This is a genomic window from Amycolatopsis thermoflava N1165 (assembly GCF_000473265.1).
Taxonomy (GTDB): domain Bacteria; phylum Actinomycetota; class Actinomycetes; order Mycobacteriales; family Pseudonocardiaceae; genus Amycolatopsis_E; species Amycolatopsis_E thermoflava.
The window spans coordinates 5,535,030-5,560,552 of record NZ_KI421511.1; the positions used below are offsets into that span (position 1 = coordinate 5,535,030).

The 25,523-nt window shown below is 66.8% G+C and carries 26 protein-coding genes, 2 tRNA genes and 1 pseudogene; 19 read left to right on the top strand and 10 right to left on the bottom strand.

Features of this window, described 5'->3' with window-relative positions:
- The first annotated feature begins 84 nt into the window (after positions 1-84).
- From AMYTH_RS0127250 to AMYTH_RS45795, 3 genes and pseudogenes are all read left to right on the top strand, one after another.
- A complete protein-coding gene (locus AMYTH_RS0127250) occupies positions 85-1,224 on the top strand; it encodes a cytochrome P450 (RefSeq protein WP_027932925.1) in 1,140 nt (379 codons plus the stop codon).
- Positions 1,225-1,256: 32 nt separating this feature from the next.
- Positions 1,257-2,298 (top strand): annotated as a pseudogene (locus AMYTH_RS51080) (LLM class flavin-dependent oxidoreductase).
- 66 nt (positions 2,299-2,364) lie between these two features.
- Positions 2,365-3,936 (top strand): AMP-binding protein, encoded by a 1,572-nt coding sequence (locus AMYTH_RS45795; RefSeq protein WP_051362836.1) that lies wholly within the window; start codon positions 2,365-2,367, stop codon positions 3,934-3,936.
- Between the two features lie 3 nt (positions 3,937-3,939).
- On the opposite strand, the gene AMYTH_RS0127265 is transcribed toward AMYTH_RS45795, so the two are convergent.
- The gene (locus AMYTH_RS0127265) at positions 3,940-4,560 is read right to left on the bottom strand and encodes a PglD-related sugar-binding protein (protein WP_027932926.1); all 621 of its coding nucleotides are present in this window, start codon (positions 4,558-4,560) and stop codon (positions 3,940-3,942) included.
- A gap of 145 nt (positions 4,561-4,705) precedes the next feature.
- Between AMYTH_RS0127265 and AMYTH_RS0127270 the strand changes: the two genes are divergently transcribed.
- Positions 4,706-5,296: an LURP-one-related/scramblase family protein gene (locus AMYTH_RS0127270; protein ID WP_027932927.1), complete on the top strand. Its 591-nt coding sequence runs from the start codon at positions 4,706-4,708 to the stop codon at positions 5,294-5,296.
- A 948-nt stretch (positions 5,297-6,244) separates the two neighbouring features.
- Complete coding sequence (locus tag AMYTH_RS48130) at positions 6,245-7,432, top strand: Fic family protein (RefSeq protein ID WP_209440790.1); 1,188 nt, start codon at positions 6,245-6,247, stop codon at positions 7,430-7,432.
- A gap of 310 nt (positions 7,433-7,742) precedes the next feature.
- On the opposite strand, the gene AMYTH_RS49065 is transcribed toward AMYTH_RS48130, so the two are convergent.
- Positions 7,743-8,618: a hypothetical protein gene (locus AMYTH_RS49065; protein ID WP_157360672.1), complete on the bottom strand. Its 876-nt coding sequence runs from the start codon at positions 8,616-8,618 to the stop codon at positions 7,743-7,745.
- 884 nt (positions 8,619-9,502) lie between these two features.
- A complete protein-coding gene (locus AMYTH_RS0127280; protein ID WP_020416515.1) occupies positions 9,503-9,760 on the bottom strand; it encodes a GntR family transcriptional regulator in 258 nt (85 codons plus the stop codon).
- A 202-nt stretch (positions 9,761-9,962) separates the two neighbouring features.
- Here AMYTH_RS0127280 and AMYTH_RS45800 point away from each other — a divergent pair, with 202 nt between their 5' ends.
- Positions 9,963-10,208: a winged helix-turn-helix domain-containing protein gene (locus AMYTH_RS45800; RefSeq protein WP_323807258.1), complete on the top strand. Its 246-nt coding sequence runs from the start codon at positions 9,963-9,965 to the stop codon at positions 10,206-10,208.
- Positions 10,209-10,239: 31 nt separating this feature from the next.
- On the top strand, positions 10,240-11,142 hold the full coding sequence (locus tag AMYTH_RS0127290; RefSeq protein ID WP_027932929.1) for an aminoglycoside phosphotransferase family protein: 903 nt from the start codon (positions 10,240-10,242) through the stop codon (positions 11,140-11,142).
- Positions 11,143-11,148: 6 nt separating this feature from the next.
- Here AMYTH_RS0127290 and AMYTH_RS0127295 read toward each other — a convergent pair whose 3' ends face one another.
- Together AMYTH_RS0127295 and AMYTH_RS0127300 are read right to left on the bottom strand one after the other, a co-directional pair.
- Positions 11,149-12,552, bottom strand: coding sequence for a hypothetical protein (locus AMYTH_RS0127295; RefSeq protein ID WP_228684980.1), 1,404 nt, complete (start codon positions 12,550-12,552; stop codon positions 11,149-11,151).
- Positions 12,553-12,916: 364 nt separating this feature from the next.
- Complete coding sequence (locus tag AMYTH_RS0127300; RefSeq protein ID WP_027932931.1) at positions 12,917-13,261, bottom strand: GntR family transcriptional regulator; 345 nt, start codon at positions 13,259-13,261, stop codon at positions 12,917-12,919.
- Between the two features lie 124 nt (positions 13,262-13,385).
- Between AMYTH_RS0127300 and AMYTH_RS0127305 the strand changes: the two genes are divergently transcribed.
- From AMYTH_RS0127305 to AMYTH_RS0127355, 12 genes are all read left to right on the top strand, one after another.
- Complete coding sequence (locus AMYTH_RS0127305; protein WP_027932932.1) at positions 13,386-13,718, top strand: hypothetical protein; 333 nt, start codon at positions 13,386-13,388, stop codon at positions 13,716-13,718.
- Between the two features lie 322 nt (positions 13,719-14,040).
- On the top strand, positions 14,041-14,289 hold the full coding sequence (locus AMYTH_RS0127310; RefSeq protein ID WP_027932933.1) for a hypothetical protein: 249 nt from the start codon (positions 14,041-14,043) through the stop codon (positions 14,287-14,289).
- A 24-nt stretch (positions 14,290-14,313) separates the two neighbouring features.
- Positions 14,314-14,478: a hypothetical protein gene (locus tag AMYTH_RS49070; protein WP_157360673.1), complete on the top strand. Its 165-nt coding sequence runs from the start codon at positions 14,314-14,316 to the stop codon at positions 14,476-14,478.
- Positions 14,478-14,741 carry a hypothetical protein gene (locus AMYTH_RS0127315; RefSeq protein WP_027932934.1) on the top strand — a complete coding sequence of 88 codons (264 nt, stop codon included), beginning with the start codon at positions 14,478-14,480 and terminating at the stop codon, positions 14,739-14,741. The genes AMYTH_RS49070 and AMYTH_RS0127315 overlap by 1 nt, the downstream gene beginning before the upstream one ends.
- Before the next feature lie 3 nt (positions 14,742-14,744).
- A complete protein-coding gene (locus AMYTH_RS0127320; protein ID WP_027932935.1) occupies positions 14,745-14,930 on the top strand; it encodes a hypothetical protein in 186 nt (61 codons plus the stop codon).
- Between the two features lie 83 nt (positions 14,931-15,013).
- On the top strand, positions 15,014-16,378 hold the full coding sequence (locus AMYTH_RS0127325; RefSeq protein WP_027932936.1) for an FtsK/SpoIIIE domain-containing protein: 1,365 nt from the start codon (positions 15,014-15,016) through the stop codon (positions 16,376-16,378).
- The gene (locus AMYTH_RS0127330; RefSeq protein ID WP_027932937.1) at positions 16,378-16,617 is read left to right on the top strand and encodes a hypothetical protein; all 240 of its coding nucleotides are present in this window, start codon (positions 16,378-16,380) and stop codon (positions 16,615-16,617) included. The genes AMYTH_RS0127325 and AMYTH_RS0127330 overlap by 1 nt, the downstream gene beginning before the upstream one ends.
- A gap of 113 nt (positions 16,618-16,730) precedes the next feature.
- On the top strand, positions 16,731-17,009 hold the full coding sequence (locus AMYTH_RS49075; protein WP_209440791.1) for a hypothetical protein: 279 nt from the start codon (positions 16,731-16,733) through the stop codon (positions 17,007-17,009).
- A 15-nt stretch (positions 17,010-17,024) separates the two neighbouring features.
- Positions 17,025-17,702: a DUF2637 domain-containing protein gene (locus tag AMYTH_RS0127340; protein ID WP_027932939.1), complete on the top strand. Its 678-nt coding sequence runs from the start codon at positions 17,025-17,027 to the stop codon at positions 17,700-17,702.
- Positions 17,703-17,866: 164 nt separating this feature from the next.
- Positions 17,867-19,213, top strand: coding sequence for a replication initiator (locus tag AMYTH_RS0127345; RefSeq protein ID WP_027932940.1), 1,347 nt, complete (start codon positions 17,867-17,869; stop codon positions 19,211-19,213).
- Positions 19,210-19,386 carry a helix-turn-helix transcriptional regulator gene (locus AMYTH_RS0127350; protein WP_020416502.1) on the top strand — a complete coding sequence of 59 codons (177 nt, stop codon included), beginning with the start codon at positions 19,210-19,212 and terminating at the stop codon, positions 19,384-19,386. Before AMYTH_RS0127345 ends, AMYTH_RS0127350 begins: the two co-directional genes overlap by 4 nt.
- Positions 19,386-20,567, top strand: a complete 1,182-nt coding sequence (locus AMYTH_RS0127355) for a tyrosine-type recombinase/integrase (RefSeq protein ID WP_037322716.1) — start codon at positions 19,386-19,388, stop codon at positions 20,565-20,567. The genes AMYTH_RS0127350 and AMYTH_RS0127355 overlap by 1 nt, the downstream gene beginning before the upstream one ends.
- 120 nt (positions 20,568-20,687) lie before the next feature.
- Here the strand turns inward: AMYTH_RS0127355 and AMYTH_RS0127360 are convergent.
- The 5 genes from AMYTH_RS0127360 to AMYTH_RS0127380 all read right to left on the bottom strand — a co-directional run bounded on the left by AMYTH_RS0127360 (position 20,688) and on the right by AMYTH_RS0127380 (position 25,483).
- Positions 20,688-20,760 (bottom strand) — tRNA-Arg (locus AMYTH_RS0127360).
- 42 nt (positions 20,761-20,802) lie between these two features.
- Positions 20,803-20,892, bottom strand: a tRNA-Ser gene (locus tag AMYTH_RS0127365).
- Positions 20,893-20,954: 62 nt separating this feature from the next.
- On the bottom strand, positions 20,955-22,661 hold the full coding sequence (locus tag AMYTH_RS0127370) for a phosphatidylglycerol lysyltransferase domain-containing protein (protein WP_027932942.1): 1,707 nt from the start codon (positions 22,659-22,661) through the stop codon (positions 20,955-20,957).
- 23 nt (positions 22,662-22,684) lie between these two features.
- Positions 22,685-24,652, bottom strand: a complete 1,968-nt coding sequence (locus AMYTH_RS0127375; RefSeq protein WP_228684981.1) for an acetoacetate--CoA ligase — start codon at positions 24,650-24,652, stop codon at positions 22,685-22,687.
- Between the two features lie 204 nt (positions 24,653-24,856).
- Positions 24,857-25,483, bottom strand: coding sequence for a dienelactone hydrolase family protein (locus AMYTH_RS0127380; RefSeq protein WP_027932944.1), 627 nt, complete (start codon positions 25,481-25,483; stop codon positions 24,857-24,859).
- Between the last annotated feature and the right edge of the window lie 40 nt (positions 25,484-25,523).

The following is a 25,523-nucleotide window of genomic DNA, read 5'->3' on the forward strand; positions in this document are numbered from 1 at the left end:
CTCCTCGTTGCCATCCGGACGAAGACCAAGATATCTTGCCCATTCAAATGATATGAACATCTGGACTGAACATCTGGAGTGCGAGTGATCCCCGAGATCTCCCTGACCGACCCCGAAGTGCTGACCGATCCGTTCACCGCCTACGGCCGGGCGCGGGAGCAGTCGCCGCTCGCCCGCGTCGGCGCGCCCGGCTTCGGCCCGGTGTGGGCCGCGACCCGACACGAGACCGCGCGAGCGGTCCTGTCCGACCCGCGCTTCGAGCTGACCGCGAACAGCTACCAGCGCCCGGACGTGCCCGAACACTGCCGCGCGTACATGCGCACGATGTCCGAAGTGGAGGGTGCGGAGCACGCCCGGCTGCGGCGCCTGGTCTCCCCCGCGTTCTCCGCGCGCCGCGCGCTGGACTTCCGGCCACGCGTCGATCCGCTCGTCGGACGGCTGCTCGACGACCTGCCCGCGGAGGCCGACCTGCTGCGGGACTTCGCCCGTCCGCTGCCGATGGACGTGATCTGCGAACTGGTCGGCATTCCCGGCGAGGACCGCCCGCGCTGGCGCGAGTACGGCATGGCGGTGGCCGGCGGCCACGGCCCGGCGTTCGCGGCGGCGATCCGCGGCGTCATGGCCGGCGCGCAGGCCGCCATCGCCCGCCGCCGGGAGGAGCCCGGTGACGACGTGCTCGCCGACCTGATCCGGGCCGAGGACCGGCTCAGTGACACCGAGATGGTCACGCTCGTGTGGCACCTGGTGCTGGCGGGGCAGACCCCGGCGAACCTCATCGCGAACGCGGTGGCCGCACTGCTGGAACACCCGGACCAGCTCGCCGCGCTGCGCGCCGACCCGGGACTCATGCCGCGCGCGGTGGACGAGCTGATCCGCTGGTGCGGGCCGACGTTGATGACGATTCCGCGCTACGCGCGCGAGGCCGTGGAACTGGAGGGCGTGCTGATCCGCGAGGGCGAGGCGATCGTCGCGGCGGTCGCGGCGGCCAACCGGGATCCACGCGCCTTCGAGGATCCGGACCGCTTCGACGTGACCCGGCCCGGCGGTGGGCACCTCGGCTTCGGGCACGGCCCGCACTTCTGCCTCGGCGCCGCGCTGGCCCGGGTGCAGACGGAGGTCGCGCTGACCGCGCTGCTGGCCCGGGAGTTCGAACCGGTCAAGGTCGAGCGCATGCCGGATCCGGGGACCTGGCGGCTGTCGAGCCTCGTCGTCCGGTTTGGTTGACGTGTCATCCTCCGCTGGTTAGCTTGGGAGTCATGGAACTCGGCATCTACAGCTTCGGTGACCGCCCGGCCGACCCGGTCACCGGCGAACAGCTGTCCGTCTCGGCGGCGCTGGCCAACACGCTGGAGCGGATGAAGCTGGCCGACGAGCTCGGCTTGGGGTTCTACGGCCTCGGCGAGCACCACCTCGACTCGTACGCGATCTCCAACCCGGCCACGGTGCTGGCGGCCGCGGCGAGCGCGACCTCGAAGATCACCTTGTCGACCGCGGTGTCCGTGCTGAGCACCGAGGACCCGGTGCGGCTCTACCAGCAGTTCACGACGCTCGACCAGCTCAGCGGCGGCCGGGCCGAGCTGCTGGTGGGGCGCGGGTCGTTCATCGAGTCGTTCCCGCTGTACGGCGCGGACCTGGAGGACTACGACGCGCTGTTCGAGGAGAAGCTCGACCTGTTGCTGGCGCTGGACCGCGAGGACCCGGTGACGTGGTCGGGCAAGTTCCGCGCGCCGCTGCGGGGTGCGCGGGTGCTGCCGCGGCCGTACGGCGAGCACCTGCGCATCTCGGTCGGCACGGGAGGCAACCAGGACTCCTCGATCCGCGCCGGCGCGCTCGGGCTGCCCGTCGTGTACGCGATCATCGGCGGGCCGCCCGGAGCGGTTCGCGCCGCTGGTGGAGCTGTACCGCCGGGCGAGCGAGGTGTCCGGCAACGCCCCGGCGACGCAGCACGTGACGATGAGCGCGATCGGGCTGGTGGCGCGCCGGTCACAGGACGCCAAGGACACGTTCTACCCGTACTGGCTGGAAACCATGAAGTACGGCGCGCGGGCCCGCGGCTGGGCGGTCCCGACCCGCGCCGAGTACGACGCGTACACCGCCGGGGCGTCGTCGCTGTTCACCGGCAGCCCGAACGAGGTCGCGGACCGGCTGATCACGGTCGGGAAGCTCGTGGGAGCCGACCGGTACGCCATGCAGATGGACTGGTCGGGGGTGCCGCAGAAGCACGTGATGACGGCGATCGAACTGCTGGGCACCGAGGTGCTGCCCCAGGTACAGGCGGAGTTCGGCTCTACCGAGTGAATTGAAACTGAGGTATCGTCTACCGGAACGCGGTCACCGACGCCCCGCGCCAGGAGGACGAGACTCGTGACTTCGGCCAGCTCCCGCACGCCACTGGTGGACGCCGTCCGGACGGACCTGCCGAGCCTGCTGCGCAAGCACGTCGCCGCGCAGCCGGCACAGGTGTTCGTGGAGTCCTTCGACGGCACGACCTGGAGCTACCGGGACGTGTGGGACCGGGCAGCCGCGGTCGCCGGCTGGCTCTCCGCGGCGGGCTGCGGCAAGGGCGATCGCGTCGTGTGCGTCACCGGGAACCGGCCCGAGATCCTCGCGGTGCTCTTCGGCGCCAACCTGATCGGCGCCATCTTCGTGCCGCTCAACCCGGAGCTGAAGGGGCAGTTCCTCGGCCACCAGCTCGCCAACTCGGAGCCCGCCGTGGTGTTCGTCCAGGCCGACCTGCTGGAAACGGCGCGGGACGCGGGACTGCCCGCGTCGGTCCGCGAAGTCGTGATCTTCGGCGAACCGCAGTGGGACGAGGTCGTGGCGCACGCCCCGGTCCCCGAACCCGCCGAGCTGGCGCCGTCGGACATCTCCACGATCCTCTACACGTCCGGCACGACCGGGCCGGCGAAGGGCGTGCTCCTGCCGCACGCGCACTGCGTGCTATTCGGCGCCGGGATCGCGACGCACCTGCGGATGACCGCGGCGGACAAGGAGTACGTCGCCCTGCCGCTCTTCCACGCGAACGGCCTGTTCATGCAGGTCGGCGCTGTGCTGTTCGCCGGTGCCCAGTTCTACCTGGCGAGGCGGTTCAGCGCGTCGGGGTGGCTGCCGGACGTGCGCCGCACCGGCGCGACGATCACCCACCTGCTCGGCGTGATGGCCGATTTCGTGCTGCACCAGCCGCCTTCGGACGGCGATCTGGACCACGGGCTGCGGGCGGTGCTGTCGATCCCGGTCTCCGACGAGGGCGCTCCGGAGTTCGAGCGGCGCTTCGGCGTCGAGGTGCTGCACGGGTTCGGCATGACCGAGTGCAACATGGTGGCGTACTCGACGTCGGGCCGGAACTCCGGGACGGCGCTGGACGCGTTCGAGCTGGCCATCGTCGATGCGGAGACGGGGCAGCTGCTCCCGGCCGGCACGGTCGGCGAGATCGTCGTGCGGCCGCGGATTCCGGGCGCGTTCATGGCCGGGTACTTCAAGATGCCGGAGAAGACCGTCGACGCCTGGCGGGACCTGTGGTTCCACACCGGGGACACCGGTTTCCTGGACGAGCAGTCGCGGCTGCACTTCGTCGACCGGATCAAGGACTGCATCCGCCGTCGCGGCGAGAACATCTCGTCGTACGAGGTGGAGCAGGCCGTGTTGCACTACCCGGGGGTCGCGGAGTGTGCCGCGGTCGGCGTGAAGACCGACGACGCCGGCGGCGAGGACGAGGTGATGATCTGCGTCGTGCCGGACCCGGGAGCGGAGGTCGACGCGTCCGCCCTGACCGAGTTCTGCCGCGAGCGCATGCCGAAACACATGGTGCCCGGCTTCGTCAAGCTGATGACGGAACTACCGAAGACCGCGACGGGCAAGCTGCAGAAGGCCCCCCTGCGCGCGTCGACGGACGGCGCGATGGACGTGCGGCGGCGGCACGCACCTCAGCCCAGCTGACGCTCACCTCGGCCGCAGGGCCCGGGCGGGTACGCCCACGACGGTGGTCTGCGGCGGGACGTCCTTGGTGACGACCGCGCCGGCTCCGATCACGACGTCTTCGCCGACCGTCACGTCGGGCAGGACGATCCCCCCGATGCCGATGGTGGTTCCGGCCCCGATGCGGCTGCGGGCTCCGATCACGGCGTGCGGACTCGCGGTGACCTGGGGACCGACCACGGCCTCGTGGCCGATCAGGACGTTCACGTTCGCCAGGACGTGCCGCCCGACCGAGGCGCCTTCCTGAAGGTTGACACCGGGCATGAAAACACCACCCGGCCCGATCGCGACGCGCTTCTCCACCCGTGTGCTCGGGTGGAGGACGATGCCGGGTTCCTTGCCGAGTTCGGTCGCGAACTCGTCGAGTTTGCGCCGCACCAGGACGTTGCTGACGCCGAGGACGTAGTCGGTGTCCAAGCCCTTGAGCACGTCGTCACCGCCGAGGACCGGGGTGTCGTTCTCCCGGCTGTGCTCGTCGGGGTCGCCGGTAAGGCCGAGGAGGTTGATGTCCTCGAGGTCCTCCACCACCCCCACGATCTGACGTGCCAGCCCCCCGGCTCCCAGGACGACCAGATTCTTCGACATGCGGCGCGGCTCACCTCCGGTTGGCGTGCCCCGAAGCCAACCCGCCCGCGCTCCCGCTGGTAAGCCCGGTGATTTTCACCCGCGGACCGCCTAGAGTGGCCCCGGCCGAGGCACGCCGCGAAGACAGCCGCCCCTGGGGAGATCCGTGAACCTGCAGCAGCACGACCAGTTCCACGTCCACCAGCGGGTCACCATGATGGTGAACCGCTACGAGGTCTTCACCGACGACGGCAACGGCGGGCCCGGCGCGCTGGTCGCGTTCGTCGAGCAGAAGCGGATGACCTTCCGCGAGCAGGTCACCCTCTACGCGGACGAGAGCAAGCAGCACGTGCTCGCCGCGTTCCGCGCCCGCAAGGTGATCGACCTGGCGAGCGCCTACGACGTGACGACCGGCGAGGGGCAGCCGATCGGCGTGTTCGGCAAGCAGTTCGGCAAGTCGCTGCTGCGGTCGACGTGGCGACTGGAGCAGCCGGGCCTGCCGCCGGTGGAGATCAGCGAGCGCAGCATGGCCCTGGCGCTGTTCCGCCGCGTCTGGGATTTCCTTCCGTGGGTCGGCGACGTCCCGTTCCCGTGGAAGTACCACTTCGACTTCGCCCGCGACGGCCAACTGGTGGGCAGCTTCGAGAAGAAGACCCGGTTCCGGGACCACTACCTGGTGCGCGTCACCGACCCGGCGCTGGACCGCCGGCTGGTGCTCGCGCAAGCCGTGGCGCTGGACGCGCTCCAGTCCCGCTGACGCGCCGCGGGTTTTCCGGGGAGTGCACAGAGGACTGTGACGCGGCAGCGTTGGCAGCAGCGACTTCCATGAGTTCGTAGTGATCAACCGGACCGCGGTGCTGCTCACACTGGTTGTGGCTTCCGATGATTAGGCACTTCAAGGGTTGCCGGAGGCCGCGAAGCGCCCTTGATCGGTGCCGGCCGGGACCGCTGCCCTTCGGGCACGCCAGGAGGAGGTCACCGGCCATGGAGTGACGAGCCACAACTTCCGCAAGACCACGACCTCCTCGACGACGCGGTGCTGACCGTCCGGGAGATCGCGGACCAGCTCGGCCACAAGCGGGTGATCGCCGAGGAAGCGCCTCATAAAGTGTGGGAAAGGTGGGGTGTTGATCATCGGCGGGCACACGACCCCGAAATGCAGAAAACCCGCCGTCTCCGGCGGGTTCTCTGGTCTTGCTGTCTCAACCAGACGCGCGCCCGAAGGGATTCGAACCCCTAACCTTCTGATGCAGGTTCCGCACTCTCCGACACTTGCCGTTGATCCTCGACACACTCTCTTAGCTGCAAGAAGATGGCCTCAGCCCCTGTCGTAGCCAACGGTCTCTTGCCATCGGGTGACGACGATAGTTGGCAGTAAGTTGGCAACCAGGCCCACCTATGGGTGCAGCCTCCGGCGTACCGGCCCCTGTCCGTGTCCACCTGGCGGCCGGTGGCGCGAGGACGACACACCACTTGAACTACAAGCCTGTAGGTTAAAGTTTGGAAGTCTAAACTTCAATCTATCTACTTCCGGGTCTACTAGACTTGAACCTCGCCGCGACAGACTCAAGTTTCAAGCGCCAGACTTGAGACGCTGGAAGGTGGTGCATCCTAGGTTTAACCCCCACCTGTAAGGCTAAAGTTTTCTCGGCTAAACTTGCATCTCCACGCGTCCAGTTGAAGTAACTTCGTCTAGACTTGAGCCATGGACTTGGACTCACTCGGGCGGTCTCCCATCGGGGATCTGGTTCACATCGACGTGCCGGCCTCGGAACTGGACGGGCAGCCGGCCACCTACTGGGCCTTCGCGCCAGCACCACTCCCAGATGAGCCCAGCCTTGGCCTCGCCGCCCTCAACGTGTCGACGCAAGCAGCTATGGCTGTAGCCCGCCTAGACCAGGCCATGGCGCAACTCCCTAACCCTGGCCTGCTTCTGCGTCCAATCATTCGACGAGAGGCGGTGAGCACGTCGGCGCTCGAGGGGACATATGCCGCGTTCGACGAAGTTTTGGAGTCTGATTTTCTCGAGGAGAAGCAGATGTCGGCCCCTCAACGAGAGATTCAGAACTTCGTACGAGCAGTTGACCTCGCGACTGAACTACTAAAAACGCGACCAATAAGCCGCGGTGTCGCGGGTCAATTGCAGAAAGTAATCGTTCGCGGAACACCCGGAGATACCTACGAAGCCGGAGATCTTCGCAAGAGGCAAGTTTACATTGGATCTAGAGGCCGCAACATATCATCAGCTCGCTTCGTTCCCTGCCCACCCGGAGATCGCCTCGAAGAAGGATTTTCCGACTGGGAAAAGTGGCTAAACGAAAGAAATGATATTCCAATCGTGGTCCGCATGGCGCTTGCTCATTACCAATTTGAGACGCTACATCCATTCAACGACGGTAACGGGCGCCTCGGCCGCCTCATCTCAGTGCTGCAATTATTGGAAGACGGCGTCCTGAAGATGCCAGCACTGAACCTCTCACCATGGCTTGAGGCTCGCCGGGACGCATACATCGATGGCCTACTAGAGGTTAGCAAGACTGGCAAATTCGATCCCTGGGTCGAGTTTTTTTCAACTGCAGTACTGGAGCAAGCAAACGAAGGCGTCCAGGTCATTTCCGATCTGCTCAATTTCCGAGAACGAACAATCACTAAACTACGCAGCGAAAACGTCCGGGGATCGGCCCTGCAAATCGTCGAAAACCTCATAGGTTATCCAGTGATCGACGTACCAACAGCCCGACGACTGACAGGGAAGACTTTCCAGGCGGCTAACAACGCGATAAATAGTCTCGTTGATCATGGAATTCTTCGGGAAGTGACCGGAAAACCAATAAATAGGCTCTTCGCCTGCATGGAGGTCCTCAGGATCATCAACCGCCGTCAACCCGCTTGACCTTGGTTAACCGACAATAGGTAGCTCCGCACAGTGAATCGAGCGGGGAATAACTTGAACGACCGTGACACCTCCTCGATCACCACGAAAGCCAAGTGAGCCGATTTGCTCGCCAGCCCGACGGCGGGCCAGTTGACCTTATTAGTCCGGTCCTCTGACCTGCTCTCCGGCCGTTGCCTCCGGTTGTCACGCCCCAAGGCGGCATACGGCATCCGTCGTACGAGCGGCCAGGCACGCGACGGCTCGCCCTCGAAGAGCGAGTAATCGTACGCGGAGATAAAGCGACGCACAGTAGGTGAAACGAATAAGATCACACCGAGCCAGCCACTCGGCTCAACATGCCTTTAGAAAGCCACGCTACAAGCGTTGATGCGAGGAACACCGCCGCTTGCGCTTCTTCAAGCGTTACGTCCTCATAGTCTGCTCGCCCATGCCGGTCCGTTTGACTGTGCCACAGTAGTTGCATCATCCCGAGTACCTTCTCCACCGAAGAGCCACCCCGCGACCCCCTCATCACGAACTGCCAGTCTTCCGGCTTATTGCGCAGTACGTTTATATCTTTTCCTAGGGTTGCGTTTCCATCGTTTGGCGACACGAGAGGACACGAGAGCACCTCAACCGAACGTACCGCATCGTAATAGGCATGACTAGGACTGGCCTTGACCCCGAAAGCGAACTCCCAGGCGGAACGAAGTAGTTCGCTGGCCTTTCCAGCCGAAGACAGAGCCGAATCTACAACGTCGTAGACAGCTCCAGGTAGCGCCTCAACCAGTCGATATCGCCCGTGAATTGCCTTGACCGTCCAACTCGAACCGGAGTCACGAAGTATCTTCTCCAAGTCTCGAACACGGCTAGGACTTTTATGTCCAGGATTACTTGCGGCTATCTTGGAAAGCTCGAAATCTACCAGCCATGTGCGATGGGCCTCGTTCAGTTTCCGGAACACCTGGAATGCTTGTTGAACCGAGACAAGCTTCACGGCCTGGAGGCCAAGATCTACCCGGGCGGCTTGTTGGAATTCCAGCATGAAGTCCCAATATATGTAGTCACGCTCGCCCTTTTTTCCCACCAGCCAACTATGTATCGACTCGTTAGCGTGCGAAGGCAGGCCTTTGCGAAGAGCAAGGAAGGATTCAAGCTCGGCTGCACCTGCACCGGGAGGAGTCCATACGAAATCGTCGTTCACAAGGGGATCATGCCAGATTCGACCGTGACACAAAAACCAACCCGGATAGTAGATGGCGCGCAGGTGCGGAAGTTTCCAACAGTATGAGCTTGGTGGTCATCCCGTCGCCTGATGGCGTCTCGATCACGCCGTGCCGGGGCCGCAACCTCCGTGCGCAACCGCCGGCCGAACTCGCCAACCTTGCGGCCCCGGCACGGCGTGATAGTCGTCAGATCAGGCGACGGGATGACCACCAAGCGCCCACCCTGCCAGCGCAACCCGGCCTACGGTCCCCGGTCATCCCGGAGCCTGCCTGCCCGGCGAGGGCATCATTGTTCTTCCTCTTGCGGCGGCTGTGGGGCCGCCCGGCCTCCGTCGAACCGCCACGCGGGACCGGCGCCAGCCGCACGCCCGCGTCTGGCGGTTCGACAGGATGAGGGCCGGATCAGCGGCCCCGCAGGGGCCGCCTTGAACAAGTAAGGAAACTCTGAACACGGCAGTTACGCTCGGCTAGGAACTTGGTCGGCCAGCAAACGGCATGCGATGTCCGGCGGAGCGCGCCCGAGCGAATCTAGGTTGACGTGTTGCGTCCCGCCGCGCTCAACCAGGCGAGGCAGTCTCGGCACTGATTGAGCTGACCGCCAAACGCCGGCCTCTCCGGTGGGATGTACGTGATCTCTGCGTCACACACAGCGAAATCAGTGATCGGGTCGACAGCATGTGCAGGCCCGACCGGCAGCGTATTCACGTGCTTCAGCGTCTTGAACCCGCCTCTCGCCGGTTTTCCGTCCCGAACACCGCCGTAACCCAGGATGTACTCCATGTTGCTCGGTCGGCGCAGCATTGTTGATCGTTACTGAGGGAGGTCGCGAAAGCAGGGGCCCCCGTCTAAGCTTTGATCAGCCTTACCCCGGATGAGTGACGAAAGTGCCGCGACCGAAGACCACGGTCACCAGGCCCTCGTCCCGTAGTGCCTTGATCGCCCTGGCAGCGGTCGCCTTCGCGACGCCGTAGATCTCGGCCAGCTCCGGTCCTCCGGGAAGCTTCGCACCAGCTGGTAGAGCGCCGCTTTCGATGTCATGGCGGATGTCGTTCGCGATCTGCGCCCAGACGTACTCCGGCCCGTGGTGGTCGATCCGGCCGGAACGGTCTCCCCATGACATGCCGTAACGCTATGCACCAGCAAGAGCCCGCATCCTCATAGCGGTACCTGTGGGTTCCTATAGGTACCTAGGGCGCGCTACTCTCGATCCAGTCGCGACCGGTCGTTCTCGGTCGCGGATTGACGGAGACGAGATCCACGGGGGACCTATGACCTTCTATGAGGAGCTGGAGCCAGACAAGCCGGGCATGCTCTACGAGAAGATGGCCGACCACCTCGCCCGACGCATCAAGCGCGGGGACCTGCCGCCGGACACGCGGCTGCCTGCGGAACGCCGGCTCGCACAGGAGTACGGCGTCTCGTTGGGCACAGCTCGCCACGCTACCGAGCTGCTCCGTTCCAAGGGGCTGGTGATCACGGTGCCATGCAAGGGGACCTACGTGGCTGGGGTCGGGCGATCTTCGGAACCGTCCACGGCTCGGTCAACTCTTCTCGCTCTCCGCCCGTAACCTGGACCCGGATCACACGACGGGAGGCTTGATGACGGACACCGCGCCAGCGTTCACCGCCGATTCCACTCGCGCTGTGCTCGACAGTGCTTGTCGTGACGCAGGCCTGGACCCCAAGGGCGCAACGCTGATGCGACTGGGCGAGAACGCCCTCTACAAGCTCGCCTCAGCCCCCATCGTGGTGCGGATCGCGCGGACCATGGACTACTGGCCGAACGTTGAAAAGGAGGTCGCGGTAGCACGCTGGCTCGCCGACCAGGGGTTCGCCTCAGGTCGACTGTCGAGGCCGGCCGATCAACCGCGCGCGGCAGGGGGCCACCCGGTCACGTTCTGGGAGTTCATCCCCGGCGAGGTCGCGATGCCGGACGACGTCGCGCTTCTTGGCCGTGAGCTTCGGGAACTTCACCGGCTGCCGTCTCCTACGACGTTCACGCTGCCACGCACAGACATCCTCGCTCGGATCCGGCCGCGAGTGGCGTCCTCACCCGTCTCGGACGACGACAAACAGTTGCTGCTGGAGCGGTGTGAGGAGCTGGAAAACGAGGTTTCGCGGCTGAGCTTCCCGCTGGACGAGTGCGCAATCCACGGCGACGCTCATATCAAGAACCTGATGATCACCGATTCCGGGCCGCTGCTCATCGACTTCGAGAACTTCTCTTGGGGGCAGCCGGAGTGGGATCTCTCGATGACCGCGACTGAGTACGTCACCGCTGGGTGGTGGACGGACAAGCAGTACAACGACTTCGCCCGTTCCTACGGCTACGACATCCGGAACTGGGAAGGCTTCCCAACGCTCCGAGCGACCCACGAGATCAAGATGACGACGTGGATCATGCAGAACGTCGACCACTCGCCGGAGATCAAGGCGGAGTTCGACACGCGCATGCGCACTATCCGCACTGGTGAGGCGAACGCTCGCTGGCGGCCGTTCTGAACCCGGTCACGCCGCGACCGGCGGGATGGCAAGCTTCGGGTACCGCGACCGCAACAGGCTGGTGAAGTTCTGCGACAGCTCCCGGTCGGCCTTGAGCTCGTGGAGCGCCTTGCAGAAGTCAGTGAGGTAACGCAAGTACCGCATGGACTGCAGGCCGTCTGCCAGCTCGACCGCCTCAGTCGCAAGCGCTACGGCCTCGTGCGGTTCCCCGTTGGCCAGTGAGCCTGCCGCGGAAACCATCTGGATGAACGCACGAGTCCGCGGCGGTGTGAGGACCGGGTCGATGGCCTGAGCAGTGAAGAGTTTCGTCCTGTTGCCATCGCCAAGGTCCTTGAAGCAGTGGGACGCCTCCCCGGCCAGCTCCAGCGCGTCGAAATAGTTCATCCATTCTGGTTCGACGGACGGATCTCGGGTCTCGAAGGCTTGCTCGGCACGATGCAGTGCGGCAGCCGTCCCACGTTTGTCGCCAAGACTCGCGAGCGCTCGCGCCTCCATTGCCAAGAACATCGAGGAGACCGTGCTTGTCGCTCGGCCAAGCGTCGCGGCCTGGGCCGCTCTGGCGAAGCTGACAGCATCGTTGAACCGACCGAGGTAGTTCGCCTGGTGGGACAGACTCGACAGCATCCGCGCACCAAGCATGTGGTCGTCGGCCTCGCGCGCGAGCTTGAGTCCCTGGGTGAAGTACCGCATGGCCACCCCGTGCCGACCGGCGTCGTAGGCGCTCCAGCCGAGCAACTGTGCGACCTCTGCTGCGGCGCTGAAGATCTCGCGTCGAACGGGCTCCGGGTGGTGCTTGCGCAGGAGCGGCACGACCTGATCGCGGAAGAACTGGATGAGCATGCGCCGGGTGTGGCCGCCGCCGAACTGGAAGTCCATGTCCATCAGGTGCGCCGTCGTCCGGCGGATGCGCTCGGCGGCCGTGGCGCCCCTCAGGGGTCCGTCATCCTCGGGCGTGAGTACGACGGGTGCAGAGAACATGTACCCGGTGATGATCTGCGGAGCGACGTCCTCGCGCCACGTCGCGTTGACGACTCGCCGACGGTCGCCGAGATCGGCGTCGGTGAGCTGGTGCAGGAGGTTGACGGCTTGGCCTGGTTCGGCTTGGTACGCCAACCCCTCGGTGACAAGGGCGTCGTCCTCGGGCGCGTCCGCCTCCCCCAGCCCGATGTCCTCCAGGCTGACAGGCCGGCCGAGTTTCGCCGACAGCACCTGCGCGATGACGCGAGGCTTGGGGTCCCTCGGCACCATGCCGTCAAGCCACTTGCGGACGTCGTTGTGGTCGGCGCGCAGTGGCTCCTTCCAGGCGGCTGTCGCCTCGACGATGCGGCGGGCGAGCCCCTTGTTGCTCATGCCCGCTTCCTGCATCACCGCTGCTAAACGCCTGTTTGGCTCCTTCTTTCCTGCCGCCATCGTCACCTCCCTGCGACCAGTGAAGCACAAAGAGTTGCGCCTGGACGCGCCCTTGCGCATCTCTATGCGCTCAAGTGCTCCCCCATTTGCTCCCGTGCTCCCCCTGTGCTCACTGCCGTGCTCCCGGCCGCCGCGGGTTTCATTTGAGCCATGAACAACACGGGTTGGACAGAACCGGGTCAGACGGGAGATGCAGCCGATATGGCGGTACCGCGAGAGCAGCGGGGTGCATCCGGCGCGCCCCACGGGTTATCCGAAGCTCAACTCCGGCGGATCGCCGGTCGCCTCCGGGCGCTGACTGCTGAACTCAACGAGGTGCGTCAGCGGGTCGTGCGACTGGAAGCCGGGGAGCGCCGAGCGAGCCTCAGTCGGACTGCTCTTCCAGCCGCTCAAGACGCTGAGCCAGGTCGGCGACAGTCGCGTTCAGAGCGTCGATCTGCCGGTGGATGGCAGCGAGGGGATCGTCGTGCGACTCGCCGGGCTGGGTCACGAAGTAGCCGAGGCCGGCAGTGACTTCGGCGTAGCCATCCTCGGCGAGCTGAGTCAGGGCCTTCTGAGCCGTCATCGGCGACACGCCGCGATCGCGAGCGAGTGCGCGTACTGAGGGAAGCTTCTCGCCCGGTTTCAACTCGCCAGCATCGATCTTGGCCGCGATAGAGGCAGCCACTGCCTGGTAGGGGTGCCCTGTCACCTGCTGCGGCTGCTTCATGAACCAACTGTACCGAGACGCCATATAACGCGCTAGTTCACCCGAACAGACCATAGCACTGTCCTAGCACTGTGCTACCTTGGTTCTAGTACGACATATAACGTCACAAGACAGGAGTGGATAGATGAGGAACATCCCCGTCAACCTCGGCGGCTACCGGCTCCGGATCGCCGAGGCTCCGACGATGAAGACGCGGAAGGACAAGGACGGCCGCGAGGAGGTCGTCACCGTGGATGGGGTGACTCGCTACACGGTGTCCTTGTTCGCGAAGTCGGATGGCGCGAAGGGCGAGGAGATCCGGGTAACCCTGGAGACCGACCCCGGCGAGGGGTTCGAGGAGGGCCAGTTGGTCGAGCTGATCGACGCCCGGGTGTCGCCGTACTCCTTCCGCAACGACCGCGGCGAGACGGTTTCGGGCATGGCATTCGCTGCCATGGGCCTCAAGCCCGCTGGCTGATCCAACCGCGTGTCCCGGTAGCCCTTCCTATTCCTGGTTAGCCGCCCGTTCGAGTCGGGCAAGGGCACTTATCTGCTGTTTGAGAATTGCACAGTGGGCCGATCCATGCCTAAATTCGCGCCTTTTGTGGTGGCGCGCCTTGGCTCCCGGCATTGTTTCCGGGGGTCTTGGGGTTCTACCACAGAACAGATTGGGGTGCCGCATATGTGCAATCGGGACTGGATTGACGGTGATTACCGGCACGGCGACGACGAGCGCCCGGACGGACTGTCCACCTTCAACCCCCACGGACCAAAGCGGAATGCCTGAGGGGAGGAATGTCATGAGCCTGAAGGTCGATTCGGACCGGATCGCGAGCACGGTGACCGAGCATCACGCGGTCAACGGGCCGGACGGCTGGCTGGTCACCTGGCTCCCGGGACGGACGTTCGATCGGAACGCGGCAATTACGGCGATGCTGCTGGTCGAGATCTACGTAATCGACCCGCCACCGAAAAATCCGATGTGGAAACTCGCGGCGAACTGGGAACGGGAAATCGGCGTAGACCGCCAGCAGGACTGGCAGGGGTAACAGACCTAGGAGGGAAACAAGTTGGTGAGCGAGATTCAGGACATCATCAGAGCGGCGACCGCAGCGTACGAAAAGTTCGCGGCTAGTCGGCCGGACCAGGAAACGCGGGTGACGGTAGGCAACGCGGTGCGATTCCTCGTGGCTGACCTGACCTCGGCAGCGGAGTATGTGGCAGGAAAGGGGAACTGATGCAAATCGATGCGATCAACCGGCGCGCTCGGGAACGCTACGGCAACTTCGTGGTCGCGATGGACCTGGTGCTGGAAGCACTGGAGGGCCTGACCGGCCTGATCGAGAAGGTCGACGACAAGCACGCTGGGTCCGGTTGGACCGTCGCTACCCAGGACGAACTCAAGGGCTACCGCACTCAAGCCACCGACGAGCTGGAGCGTCTGCGGACGGTGGCCAAGAAGTACGAGACCGAGCTGGTCTCGCGCGATTGGAGGGTCTGAGCAATGGCAGGGCATCAGGTGGACCGGGCGCTGGATGCGGTGGACGCCGCGATGCGGCAGCTCCGGCAGGCGATCAAGGGCATTCCGGTGCGGCGGGAGGGCTTCAAGGGCCACCACGACCGCATGGCCAAAGCCGTCGCCAAGCTGACCGTCTCGCTCTCCGACTCCCGCTCCGCAATCAAGGACTGACCGAACAGCAACCGCCTCAGGACCGGCCTGACCACCTTGCAACGGGTGGCGGGCCGGTCCTTTCGTTTCTCGGAAGGAACACCATGGCTTCGGAATTCTCCAAGCGCACCAAGGGCGCAGAGGTCAAGGTCGCCGCCTGGCTCAGCCGACACCCCGGCAGCATCCTCGCTCCCGCTGCCGTCACCACCGCCGGGCTCGAACTGGGCTGGACCACCACCGGCGGCATCCTCGGCGGCACCGCAGCGAGCCTGGGTGCCTGGTACCGAGCGCATCCGGACACCTTCGACCGGTTCGCCGCTCCACGGATCCGGGCGTGGCGTCGCCGCTGGATCACCTACCTGGGGCCGCGCTGGCGCAACGCCCTGATCGCCTGCGACCTGTTCACCACCAACCGCAAAACCGGCGAACTGCACGTCCCCCGCCTGCTGCGCATCCGCTCCTACTCCCCGAGCGTCGACACCCTCTACGTCAAGCTCCACCCCGGGCAGCATCTCCGGCAGTTCGAGGCCAAGCTCCCCGAGCTGACCGAAGCCCTCAAGGTCGAGCGGATCGCCATCGAGCGGGTCAAGCCCCGGGTGATCGCCCTGGTCGTCGAGCGGTCCGAGCCGTTCACCGAGGTCATCGAGGCCCCGGAGATGGTCTACGACTCCGACGCGATCGAGCTAACCAACCTCTACGTCGGCGAGACCGAGTACGGCGGCGACTGGCGGTTGTCCGCGGTGGGGCAGCACCTGTTCGTTGCGGGCGCGACTGGTGCGGGAAAGAACTCGGTGGTCAACGCTCTGCTCCGCGGGCTGGCACCGTTGATCCGGGACGGCGCCGTGCGGTTGTGGATCTGCGATCCCAAGCAAATGGAGTTCGCCAAGCTCGCCGGCATCGCGTACCGCTACGCCTGCGAGGAGGGCGACTGCGCGGAGCTGGTCGAGGAGTACGTGGCCGACATGCAGGCCACCCAACGCTGCCTGGCCGACCAGGGCAAGCGCAAGATCACCCCCTCCTCGGTCACGCCACTGAACGTGCTGATCCTCGACGAGATGGGCGCACTGCTCGCCTACGGCGACGCCTCCGCGGCCCGCGGCCTGAAACGGCAGCTCGCCCTTGTTGGCTCTCAGGGCCGCGCAACCGGGCACTCGATGGTCGGACTGGTGCAGGAACCCACCAAGGACACCGTGCCGGTGCGGGATCTGTTCACCACCCGCGTGTGCCTGCGGGTCACCTCCGCGGCTCACGTGGACATGGTGCTCGGCGAGAACGCCCGCCTTCGCGGTGCGCTGGCTGATGAGATCCCGAACGCCCCGGAAACGTCGGGGATCGGCTACGTCATCCGGCAGCGCTCCCGCGTCCCCATGCGCGTGCGCGCTGCCTACGTCGACGACCGCGAGCTGGACGAGCTGGTCGAGTTCGTGCGGGCCGGATGGCGCGGTGCTGAGCTGCGGGTGGTGGCCTGATGCTGACCCTGCGGTTCGTGTGGTCCTGGACCAAAATGACCGGCCTCGCCTTCCTCGCCCTGCTGATCGAGCGGGCGGTGATCCACAGCTTCTGGGGCTTCGCCCTCGCTGCCGCCGCCACGCTCGTGACCTGGGCCGTGATCACGGTCGGGCTGTACCGGGAGTGGCGGGCACACGGCACCGGCTACCGGCACGAGGTCAACGAATGGCTCACCGGCCGACCGGACCGGAGGCCGTGATGGCGGACGAGTTCGGGCTGTTCAGCGCTCCCGCTGCTGGCACGCCTGCTCCCTCCCGGCAGTGTCCGCCACCGCGGCCGCGTAAGCGCTCGAAGGCGGTCATCAGCCCGGCGTTGGCACAGGACGTGCTGGCGGAGGTGCAGGACGGCCGGTACGGGCTGCTGGACGACTCCGACCGGGTCGTGCTGTTCGAGGACACCGACCGGGTGCGCATCGCCACTGACGAAGACACCGTGCACGCGCTCATGCAGGGCCGCTACGTCGAACGTTGTCCCGCCCGCGACACGGTCTCCTGCTTGCACGGTGTTGTCCGGCGTCCGGTGTCCCCGCTGCGGCTTACCCGGCAGGGACGGAACCTGCTCTCCCGCTGGTCCGCGCTCAAACCCTACTGACGAAAGGAGAAGGCCGTGTCCAAGGTGGACGTCCTCAAGGTGACCGGCACTCGGCTGGTGGAGGTGGTGCGGGTGCTGGTCACCGTGGTGCTGGGCGGGATCGGCGCGGCCGCCGGGTTCACCCACACCCACGATTGGGCCGTCCATCACGGACAAACTGGCTGGCTCGCCTGGGCGGACGCCGTGGTCATCGAGGGCATCGCGATCGTGGCCGGGTTCGAGGTCCGCCGTGACCACCAACGCGGCAACACCCGGTTCCTCACCTTCCCGATGGTCGTCCTGGTGGCCGGGTTCGGGATTCAGATGACCGCCCAGGTCGCCCTGGCCGAACCGACCCCTGGCGGCTGGCTGCTCGCCGCGATGCCCGCTCTGGGCTTCCTCGTGGTGGTGAAGCTCCTCATGCGCCGCGCACCCGCCGACACCGCGCCTGAACCCCCGCCGATACCCGCACCAGCCGAACCCGCGGAAGCGGTTCCGTCCTCGACACCTGCACCGGTGCGGGGATCAACGCTGGCGAAACTGCCGGCCGGAGTCCGCGACACCGTCACTCGCACCACCGAGACCGCCCACGCCGCGGGACGCCCCGTCACCGCCGACGAGCTGTCCACCGCGGTGAGGCTGCCCGACGCGATGCTCACCGCCCTGCTCGACGAGCTGAACACCCGCGTCAACCACCACCCCGTCACCACCTGACCGGGGGCTTCCGGGGGCACGCTGTTTGGCCCCCGAAAGCCACAAGATCACTACCCGACCGGCTCGGCGCTAACCGCGCCACGCACCACGAAGGGCGGGCCACCGGCACCCCGTCGCCGCTGGCTCGCCCTTCCTCACGTCTGCACGACCTCTGGAGGCTGTCCATGCCCCATGCATCCCTCAACGTTGACCTCGCCGCCCGCATCCAGCAGCGGCTCACTGCCCCGGACTACCGGCGCTGGCGGGCACGGGTCGAGGCCACCGGTGGATGCCTCAAACCCGTCCACCTCTCCGGCTACCGCAAACTCATCGACCGCACCACGGGTGCTGTCCTGGACCGGCACTCGGGCACGATCTACGCCCCCTGCGGCAACCGCCGCGCCTCGGTCTGCCCGGCCTGCTCCGACCGCTACGCCGGGGACGCCTTCCAGCTCATCCGCGCCGGAGTCGCCGGAGGCAAGTCGATCCCGGCTGAGGTGGCCGACAAGCCGCGCCTGTTTGTCACCCTGACTGCTCCCAGCTTCGGCGCGGTGCACACTCGGCCGACAACCCGGCACGGCAAGCCGCGGCCGTGCTCGTGCGGCACCTTCCACCACCCCGACGACCCCCGCCTGGGCACCGCGATCGACCCCGACGCCTACGACTACCGCGGCGCGGTGCTCTGGCAGGGCCACGCCGGGGAACTGTGGCACCGCTTCACCATCCGCCTGCGCCGCGAACTCGCCACCGCGGCCGGCATCCGGGTCAAGGACTTCCCCCGGCATGCTCGCCTGTCCTACGCCAAGGTCGCCGAGTACCAGCGCCGCGGGCTCGTGCACTTCCACGCCGTGATCCGCCTCGACGGCCCGGACGGACCGCACGACCCGGCACCCGAGTGGGCCGACACCGACCTGCTCGACCACGCCGTCCGCGCTGCGGCGCAGACCGCGCAGGTCACCAAGACCCTCGACCTCGACGGCCGGACCGAAGAGCACACCTTCACCTGGGGCCAGCAACTCGACGTCCGGGTGATCCGCCGGCCCGGTGAGGTCGAGGACGGGCACGGCAACTTCAGCGATCAGGCGCTGGCCGGCTACATCGCTAAGTACGCCACCAAGGGCACCTCCACCAGCGAAACCCCCGACCGGCGGGTGCACTCCGAACGCCACATCGAGCACCTCAACGTGCACCCGCACCACAAGCGCATGATCCGCGCGGCCTGGCAGCTCGGCGGCAACGAGGACTTGGCCTTCCTGCGCCGCTGGGCACACATGCTCGGCTTCCGCGGCCACTTCCTCACCAAAAGCCAGCGCTACTCGCTCACCTTCACCCAGCTCCGCGGCGACCGCCGCACCTTCCAGCACCACGCCGCCCTACAAGCCCTCGGCGTCGAACCCGGCTCCGTGGTCGTGATCAACCACTGGAACTACACCGGCAACGGCCACGCCGACGACGCCGAACGCGAACTCGCCGAAGCCATCTACCAGCGCAAACGAACCAACCGTGCGACCAAAAAGGAGGACCAGCCATGACCCGCAAACTCCTGTCCATCGAGGACTTGTCCGACTACCTCGGCATCCCCAAAGGCACCCTCTACCAGTGGCGCAGCAAGGGCTACGGCCCGGACGGCATCCGCATGGGCAAGTACGTCCGCTACCGGCAGGAGGACGTGGACGCCTGGATCGAGCAGCAGGGAGCCGCGTGATGGGCCGTCTCCCGCTATCCCCGGGCAGCCACGGGGAAATCAAGGTCAAGCAGGTGGGCAAGTCGTGGGAAGCTCGCTGCCGCTACCGCCACGAGGACGGCACCTACTCGGACGTCCGACGTCGCGCCGGCACGAAGGAGAAGGCCAAGCAAGCAGTCCGCGATGCGATGAAGGACTTCGTGTCGCACGCTCCGGGGGCTGGACTGACCGGACACAGCCGGTTCTCGGAGGCAGCGGAACAGTGGCTCGCCGAGTACCGGACGGATGCTGAAAACGGGATCTACTCCCTCACATCCGTGGACACATACAGTGATCACCTGCGCAATCACGTGCTGCCGCGCCTGGGCAACCTCCGGCTGTTCGAGGTCAAGACGCCCGTGGTCAACGCGCTGTGCCAGGCCAAGCTCAAAGCCCACAGCCTGAGCCTCGCGAAGCACACCAAGGCGGTGATCAGCAACGTGATGACCTTCGCCGTGCAGGCCGGCGCGATCGAGCGGAACCCAGCCCGGGAGATCGCTCCCCTGACCGAGCGCAGGGCGAAGAACAAGAAGCAGAAGGCCAAAGCACTGACGGCCGATCAAGTCATCGACTTCCTCGCCAAGCTGGACTCGGATGAGGAGGCTCGGACCCGAGATCTGCCGGACCTGGTGCGATTCTTCATCGCTACGGGTGAACGGCGAGGCGAGGCGCTGGGGGCGCACTGGTCGGACTTCGATCCTGAGGCGGAGAGCCTGACGATGACGGGCAACATCGTCCAGGTCCGCGGCAAAGGCACCATTCGGAACCGCGGAAAGTCGGAGACTTCGAACCGCACGATCCCGCTACCGGCCTGGTGCGTGGAGATGCTGAAGGAGCGACAGGCCAAGGTCGGGGTGGTCGACCCCGACAAGCCGATCTTCCCGAACAGCCAGGGCGGCTACATCAACGCCTCGAACCTGACCAACCGCTACTGGGTGCCCTTCCGAGAGCGGGCGGGGTACGAGTGGGTCACTTTCCACACGTTCCGCAAGACGGTCGGGACCCTCCTCGATGAAGCCGGCCTCACCGCCCGGCAGATCGCAGACGTCTTGGGGCACTCGCACCCGTCCATGACCCTGAACAACTACATGGGCCGCGGGCAAACCACCCGGGCGAGCGCGAATGCTCTCAACGTCGTGATCGTCGACAAACCGGCGTCGTGAGGCAAAGTTGGCGATAACTTGGCAACCCGGCCTGAGACGCCTTCCACCTTGATCTACCCGGAACAGCAAGAAACCCCCTGTCACCAGGGGGTTTCTTGGTCTTGCTGTCTCAACCAGACGCGCGCCCGAAGGGATTCGAACCCCTAACCTTCTGATCCGTAGTCAGATGCTCTATCCGTTGAGCTACGGGCGCTTGTTCAGTTTTCACTCTAGCACTCGGGGTCCGAGTGCCTTGCGGAGGCTCCGGGATTTGAACCCGGGAGGGGGGGTTACCCCCAACCGCATTAGCAGTGCGGCGCCATAGACCAGACTAGGCGAAGCCTCCCGGATCACGACCACTGCTGAGATAGCGTACACAGCCCCTCAGAGCGTCGGCAAAGGACCCCCTCATCTCCGCAACAACCGCCGCAACCTGGGGGAACGTCCGGCCAAGCCTTCGGCCTCGAAGACGGCCACCCCGACCCGTGGCAGTTCGCGCACGCCCGGGTACACCAGGTACCTCGGCACCCACGCCGGCTGGAACTTGGCGTTGAACCGGTACAGCGTCTCGATCTGCACCCAGTGTGACATCCATCCCAGTACCTTCGCCGAGGCGCGGGCCACGGGACCCGCCCCGATCCGCCTGCCCTGCTCCAACAGCTTCCGGAACGCGGCGAAGTTCAGCGAGACGTACCTCACACCGTAATCCTTCGCGGCCAGCAGCAGCTCCGAGATCATCAGCTCGTTGATGCCGTTGTCCGCGGTCCGATCACGGCGCATCACGTCCAGCGACAGCCCGTCGCCGCCCCACGGCACGAACTGCAGCAGCCCCCGCACCACACCGTCCTGCTCGGCGGTCACCAGCACCGACCCGGGATCGCCCATCCGGCCCAGCGCCATCGAGAACCCGCGCTCGGTGTCGCTCCCCCGCCACTTCGCCGCCAGCGCCTCCAGCTCGGCCAGTTCGCCCTCGGCCAGCTCCTCCGACCGCCGCACGCGCACCGCATACCCGGCCCGCTTCGTCTTCGCCACCGCCTGGCGCACCCCGCGCATCACGCGGCCCTCGAGCGTGAACGTGGCCGCATCGACGACCGCCTCGTCGCCGATCTCCAGCACGTCCAGGTCGTACCGGGCCCACGCGGTCGCGCCCAGCTCCGAGCACCCCATTGCCGCCGGGACCCAGCCGTGCCGGCGGCAGACCGCCAGGAACTCCTCGATCGCGCCCGGCCAGGCCTCGTTGTCGCCAAGCGGATCGGCCGACGCGATCGCCGCGCCGGCGATCACCCGGTACGTCACGGCCGCCTTACCGGTCTTGGAGAACACCACGAACTTGTCGTCGCGCAGCGCGAAGTACCCGAGCGAGTCGCGGGCGCCGTGCTTGTCCAGCAGCGCCTTCAGCCGGGCCTTCTCGTCCTCGCTCAGGTGCGGCGCCGGCTCAGCCGAGCGCAGCAGGAAGTACGCGGCGAGCAGCACCGCGCCCAGCCCGAACAGCAACCCGACCGTCGCGGTCAGGTCGTCCATCCACTCGACGTGGAACTCGGCCGGGCCGCTGACGCCGAACAGCGCCAGCGCCGCCTCGGCCATCCGGTCCGGGAACGACAACGGCGCCATGAACCGGGACGGCGCCACCGACAGCAGCGCGACGTTGATCACGAACCCGGCCACCAGGAGCTGCAGGAACACCCGCACGGCGACCCACTTCCCGGTCACCGGGTCGGGCAACGCGACGAAGTGCCGCCGGTTCAGCACCAGCGTCACGGCCAGCGCGACCGCAACCATCCCGGCGCCGAACACGTGCTGCATCCCGAGGTGCGACACCGCCAGCACGACGCTGGCGGCGAGCGCGAGCTGCCAGGCCCGGCGCTTGCGCCGCTTCAGCCCGGACGCGAGCATGATCAGCAGCACCCCGACGGCCAGCACGACGGCGGCCGCGGCCGTCGTCGCATCCTGGGGCAGCCCGAGCCACACCGCGACGTGCCCGCGCATGCCGCGCCGCCCGGCAGGCAGGACGACCGAGATCACCGCCAGCAGTCCGACCAGCCTGGTCACCCAGGTGATCGCCGCGACCGACGCCGCGCCCGTGACGCGCCAGACGGCCGGCCGCTCCCCGGCCAACGCCCTCCCGGACACCCTGCCCCCTAACTCCCCCTGGCCATGTCGACGAACGGTTCGAGCGCCCCCGGGTTGGCGAGCGCGTCCCGGCTGACCGCCCGTTCCGGCGCCACCCCGGTCAGGATCTTCTTGACCGGCACCTCGCACTTCTTACCGTTCAGCGTCCGGGGCACCTCCGCCACCTCGATGAACCGATCGGGTACGTGTCGCGGCGAGAGGCCGCGCCGCAGCTGGGCGCGCAGCTCCGGCTCCACCGCGGCAAGATCCGCCCCGGGCGCCATCACGACGAAACACAGCAGCTCACCATCGGTATTCCCGGCCCGCGTGGTGTCGATGACGAGCGAGTCGGCGATCTCGTCGAAGCCCTCGACGATGCGGTAGAACTCGGCGGTGCCCATCCGCACGCCACCGCGGTTGAGCGTCGAGTCGCTGCGGCCGTAGATCACCGCCGACCCGCGGGGCGTGATCCGGATCCAGTCGCCGTGCCGCCACACGCCCGGATACATGTCGAAGTAGGCCTCACGCAGTCGCGACCCGTCCTCGTCGTTCCAGAAGAACACCGGCATCGACGGCATCGGCTTGGTCACCACGAGCTCGCCGACCTCGTCGACCACCTCGCGCCCGTCCTCGTCGAACGCCGTCACCGCGGCTCCGAGCGCCCGGCAGGACAGCTCACCCAGCCACACCGGCACGTCCGGCGCGGCCGCGACGAACGCGGCGCACAGATCGGTGCCGCCGGACACCGAGCAGATCTGCACCGACCGGCCGACCTCGTCGGCGATCCAGCGGAAGCCGTCGTCGGACAGCGGCGCGCCGGTCGATCCGAGTGCCCGCAACGCCGACAGGTCGAACGACGCGGCCGGGCGGATCTTTGCCTTGAGACAGCTCTGCACGAACGGCGCGGACGTGCCGAAATAGGTGATCCGCTCCTCGGCCGCCAGCCGCCACAGCGTGTTCAGATCGGGATGCCCCGGGCTGCCGTCGAACATCACGATCGTCGAGCGCGCCAGCAGCCCGCCGATCAGGAAGTTCCACATCATCCAGCCGGTGGTGGTGAACCAGAAGAACTTCTCGCCCGGCCCGAGGTCCATCTGCAGCACCGTCGCCTTGAGGTGCTCCAGCACGATCCCGCCGTGCCCCTGCACGATGCCCTTCGGCAGCCCGGTGGTGCCGGACGAGTACAGCACCCACAGCGGGTGGTCGAACGGCACCGGCTCGTACCCCATCTCGGCGCCGGCGTGCCGGTCGAGCAGCTCGTCCCAGGCGAGCGCGCCGTCGACCGTGCCGCCGCCGGCGTAGTCCACCAGCACGGTGGCCGTCAGCGACGGGATCCGCGTGCGCAGCTCCTCGACCGTCGGCCGGACGTCGAAGGACCGTCCGTTGTAGACGTATCCGTTGATCGCGACCAGGACCTTCGGCTCGATCTGGGTGAACCGGTCGCTGATCGCGCGGACGCCGAAGTCCGGCGAGCAGGACGACCAGATCGCGCCGAGGCTCGCGGTGGCCAGGAACGCGACGAGCGTCTGCGGGCAGTTCGGCGCGAGCGCGACCACGCGGTCACCGCGGCCGACGCCGAGCTCGACCAGCGCAGCCCGCGCCGCGGCCACCTGTTCGCGCAGCTCGCGGTAGGTGAGGCGGGCGGACAGCCCGTCCTCGCGACGGAAGATCACCGCGAGGTCGTCGTCTGCGCCGGTCAGGGCGTGCTCGGTGTAGTTGAGGGTGCCGCCGGGGAACCACTGCGCGCCCGGCATGCGCGCGTCGCCGAGGACCGCGCTCGGCTCGGCGTGCCAGCGGACGCCGAGGAACTCCGCCGCCGCGCCCCAGAAGTCCGCGGGCCGGTCGACGGAGAACCGCCACAACTCGTCGTAGTCGTCGAGGGACACGTCGCGCTCCGCGCGCAGCCAGTCGCGGAACGCCTGGATCCTGCTCGCGGCGACCCGCTCCGGGTCCGGCCGCCACAACACTTCCGGGGTGTCAGCAACATCGGTGGTCACCCCGGGAGCGTATTAGAAATTTGCCGCGATCAGCCTGTACAGCGGTGCGGGTAGCAGAACCTGAGGCGGCCCCTGGCTGTGGGATCGCCTCCTCATGAATGCCAATTCACCACGTCGGCGCTGTCCTCGCCAGGAACCACCTCAGAACCCGCGGCGGTGCCAGTTGGCGCTCACCACAAGCGGCTCCGCCGCTTCGCAACACACCTAACGCAAGTGGGCGTCGAACCAGCTCAACGTCCGCTGCCAGGCCTCGACGGCGGCCTGTGGGTCGGCATCGAACCGGTGGTTGGCGCCCGGGTAGCGGACCACATTCGTGGCCACGCGCGCCTCGGCGGCGGCCTCGCGCAGCTTCTCGACCTCGGCGGCGCCCAGCTCGTCACCGGCGTCGCCGTACAGGCCGAGCCACGGGCTGACCAGCTCTCGCGCGATGTCGACCAGCCCCGGCTTCTCGGCGACGCGGTGCCCGCCGACGCTGACCGCCGCGCCCAGCTTCCGGTTGGCGGCGACCAGCAGCGCGGCCGTGCCGCCCAGGTCGAAGCCGACGACACCCAGCAAATCGGCCTGCACGCCGCGCTCGACCAGCCAGGCCAGCGCGATGTCGGTGGCGGCCAGGACGCTGTCCGGCGTCGGCGTGTCCTCGATGTGCGGTGCGGCGGCCAGCCAGCCCTCCGCGGCCAGGCTCGAGATCAGCAACCGCACCCCGTCGGTGATCCCGCCGACCTCGTGCAGCACCACGAGCCCACCGCGGACGACGTTCTCGGGTTCGGCGAACGTCAGCTCGATCGCCCGGCCGTCGGTCCGCTCGTAGTGCGAGGTGTGCGTCTGCGTCATCGCACTACTCAACCATCCCCGGGTGAACGGGAGTCAACAC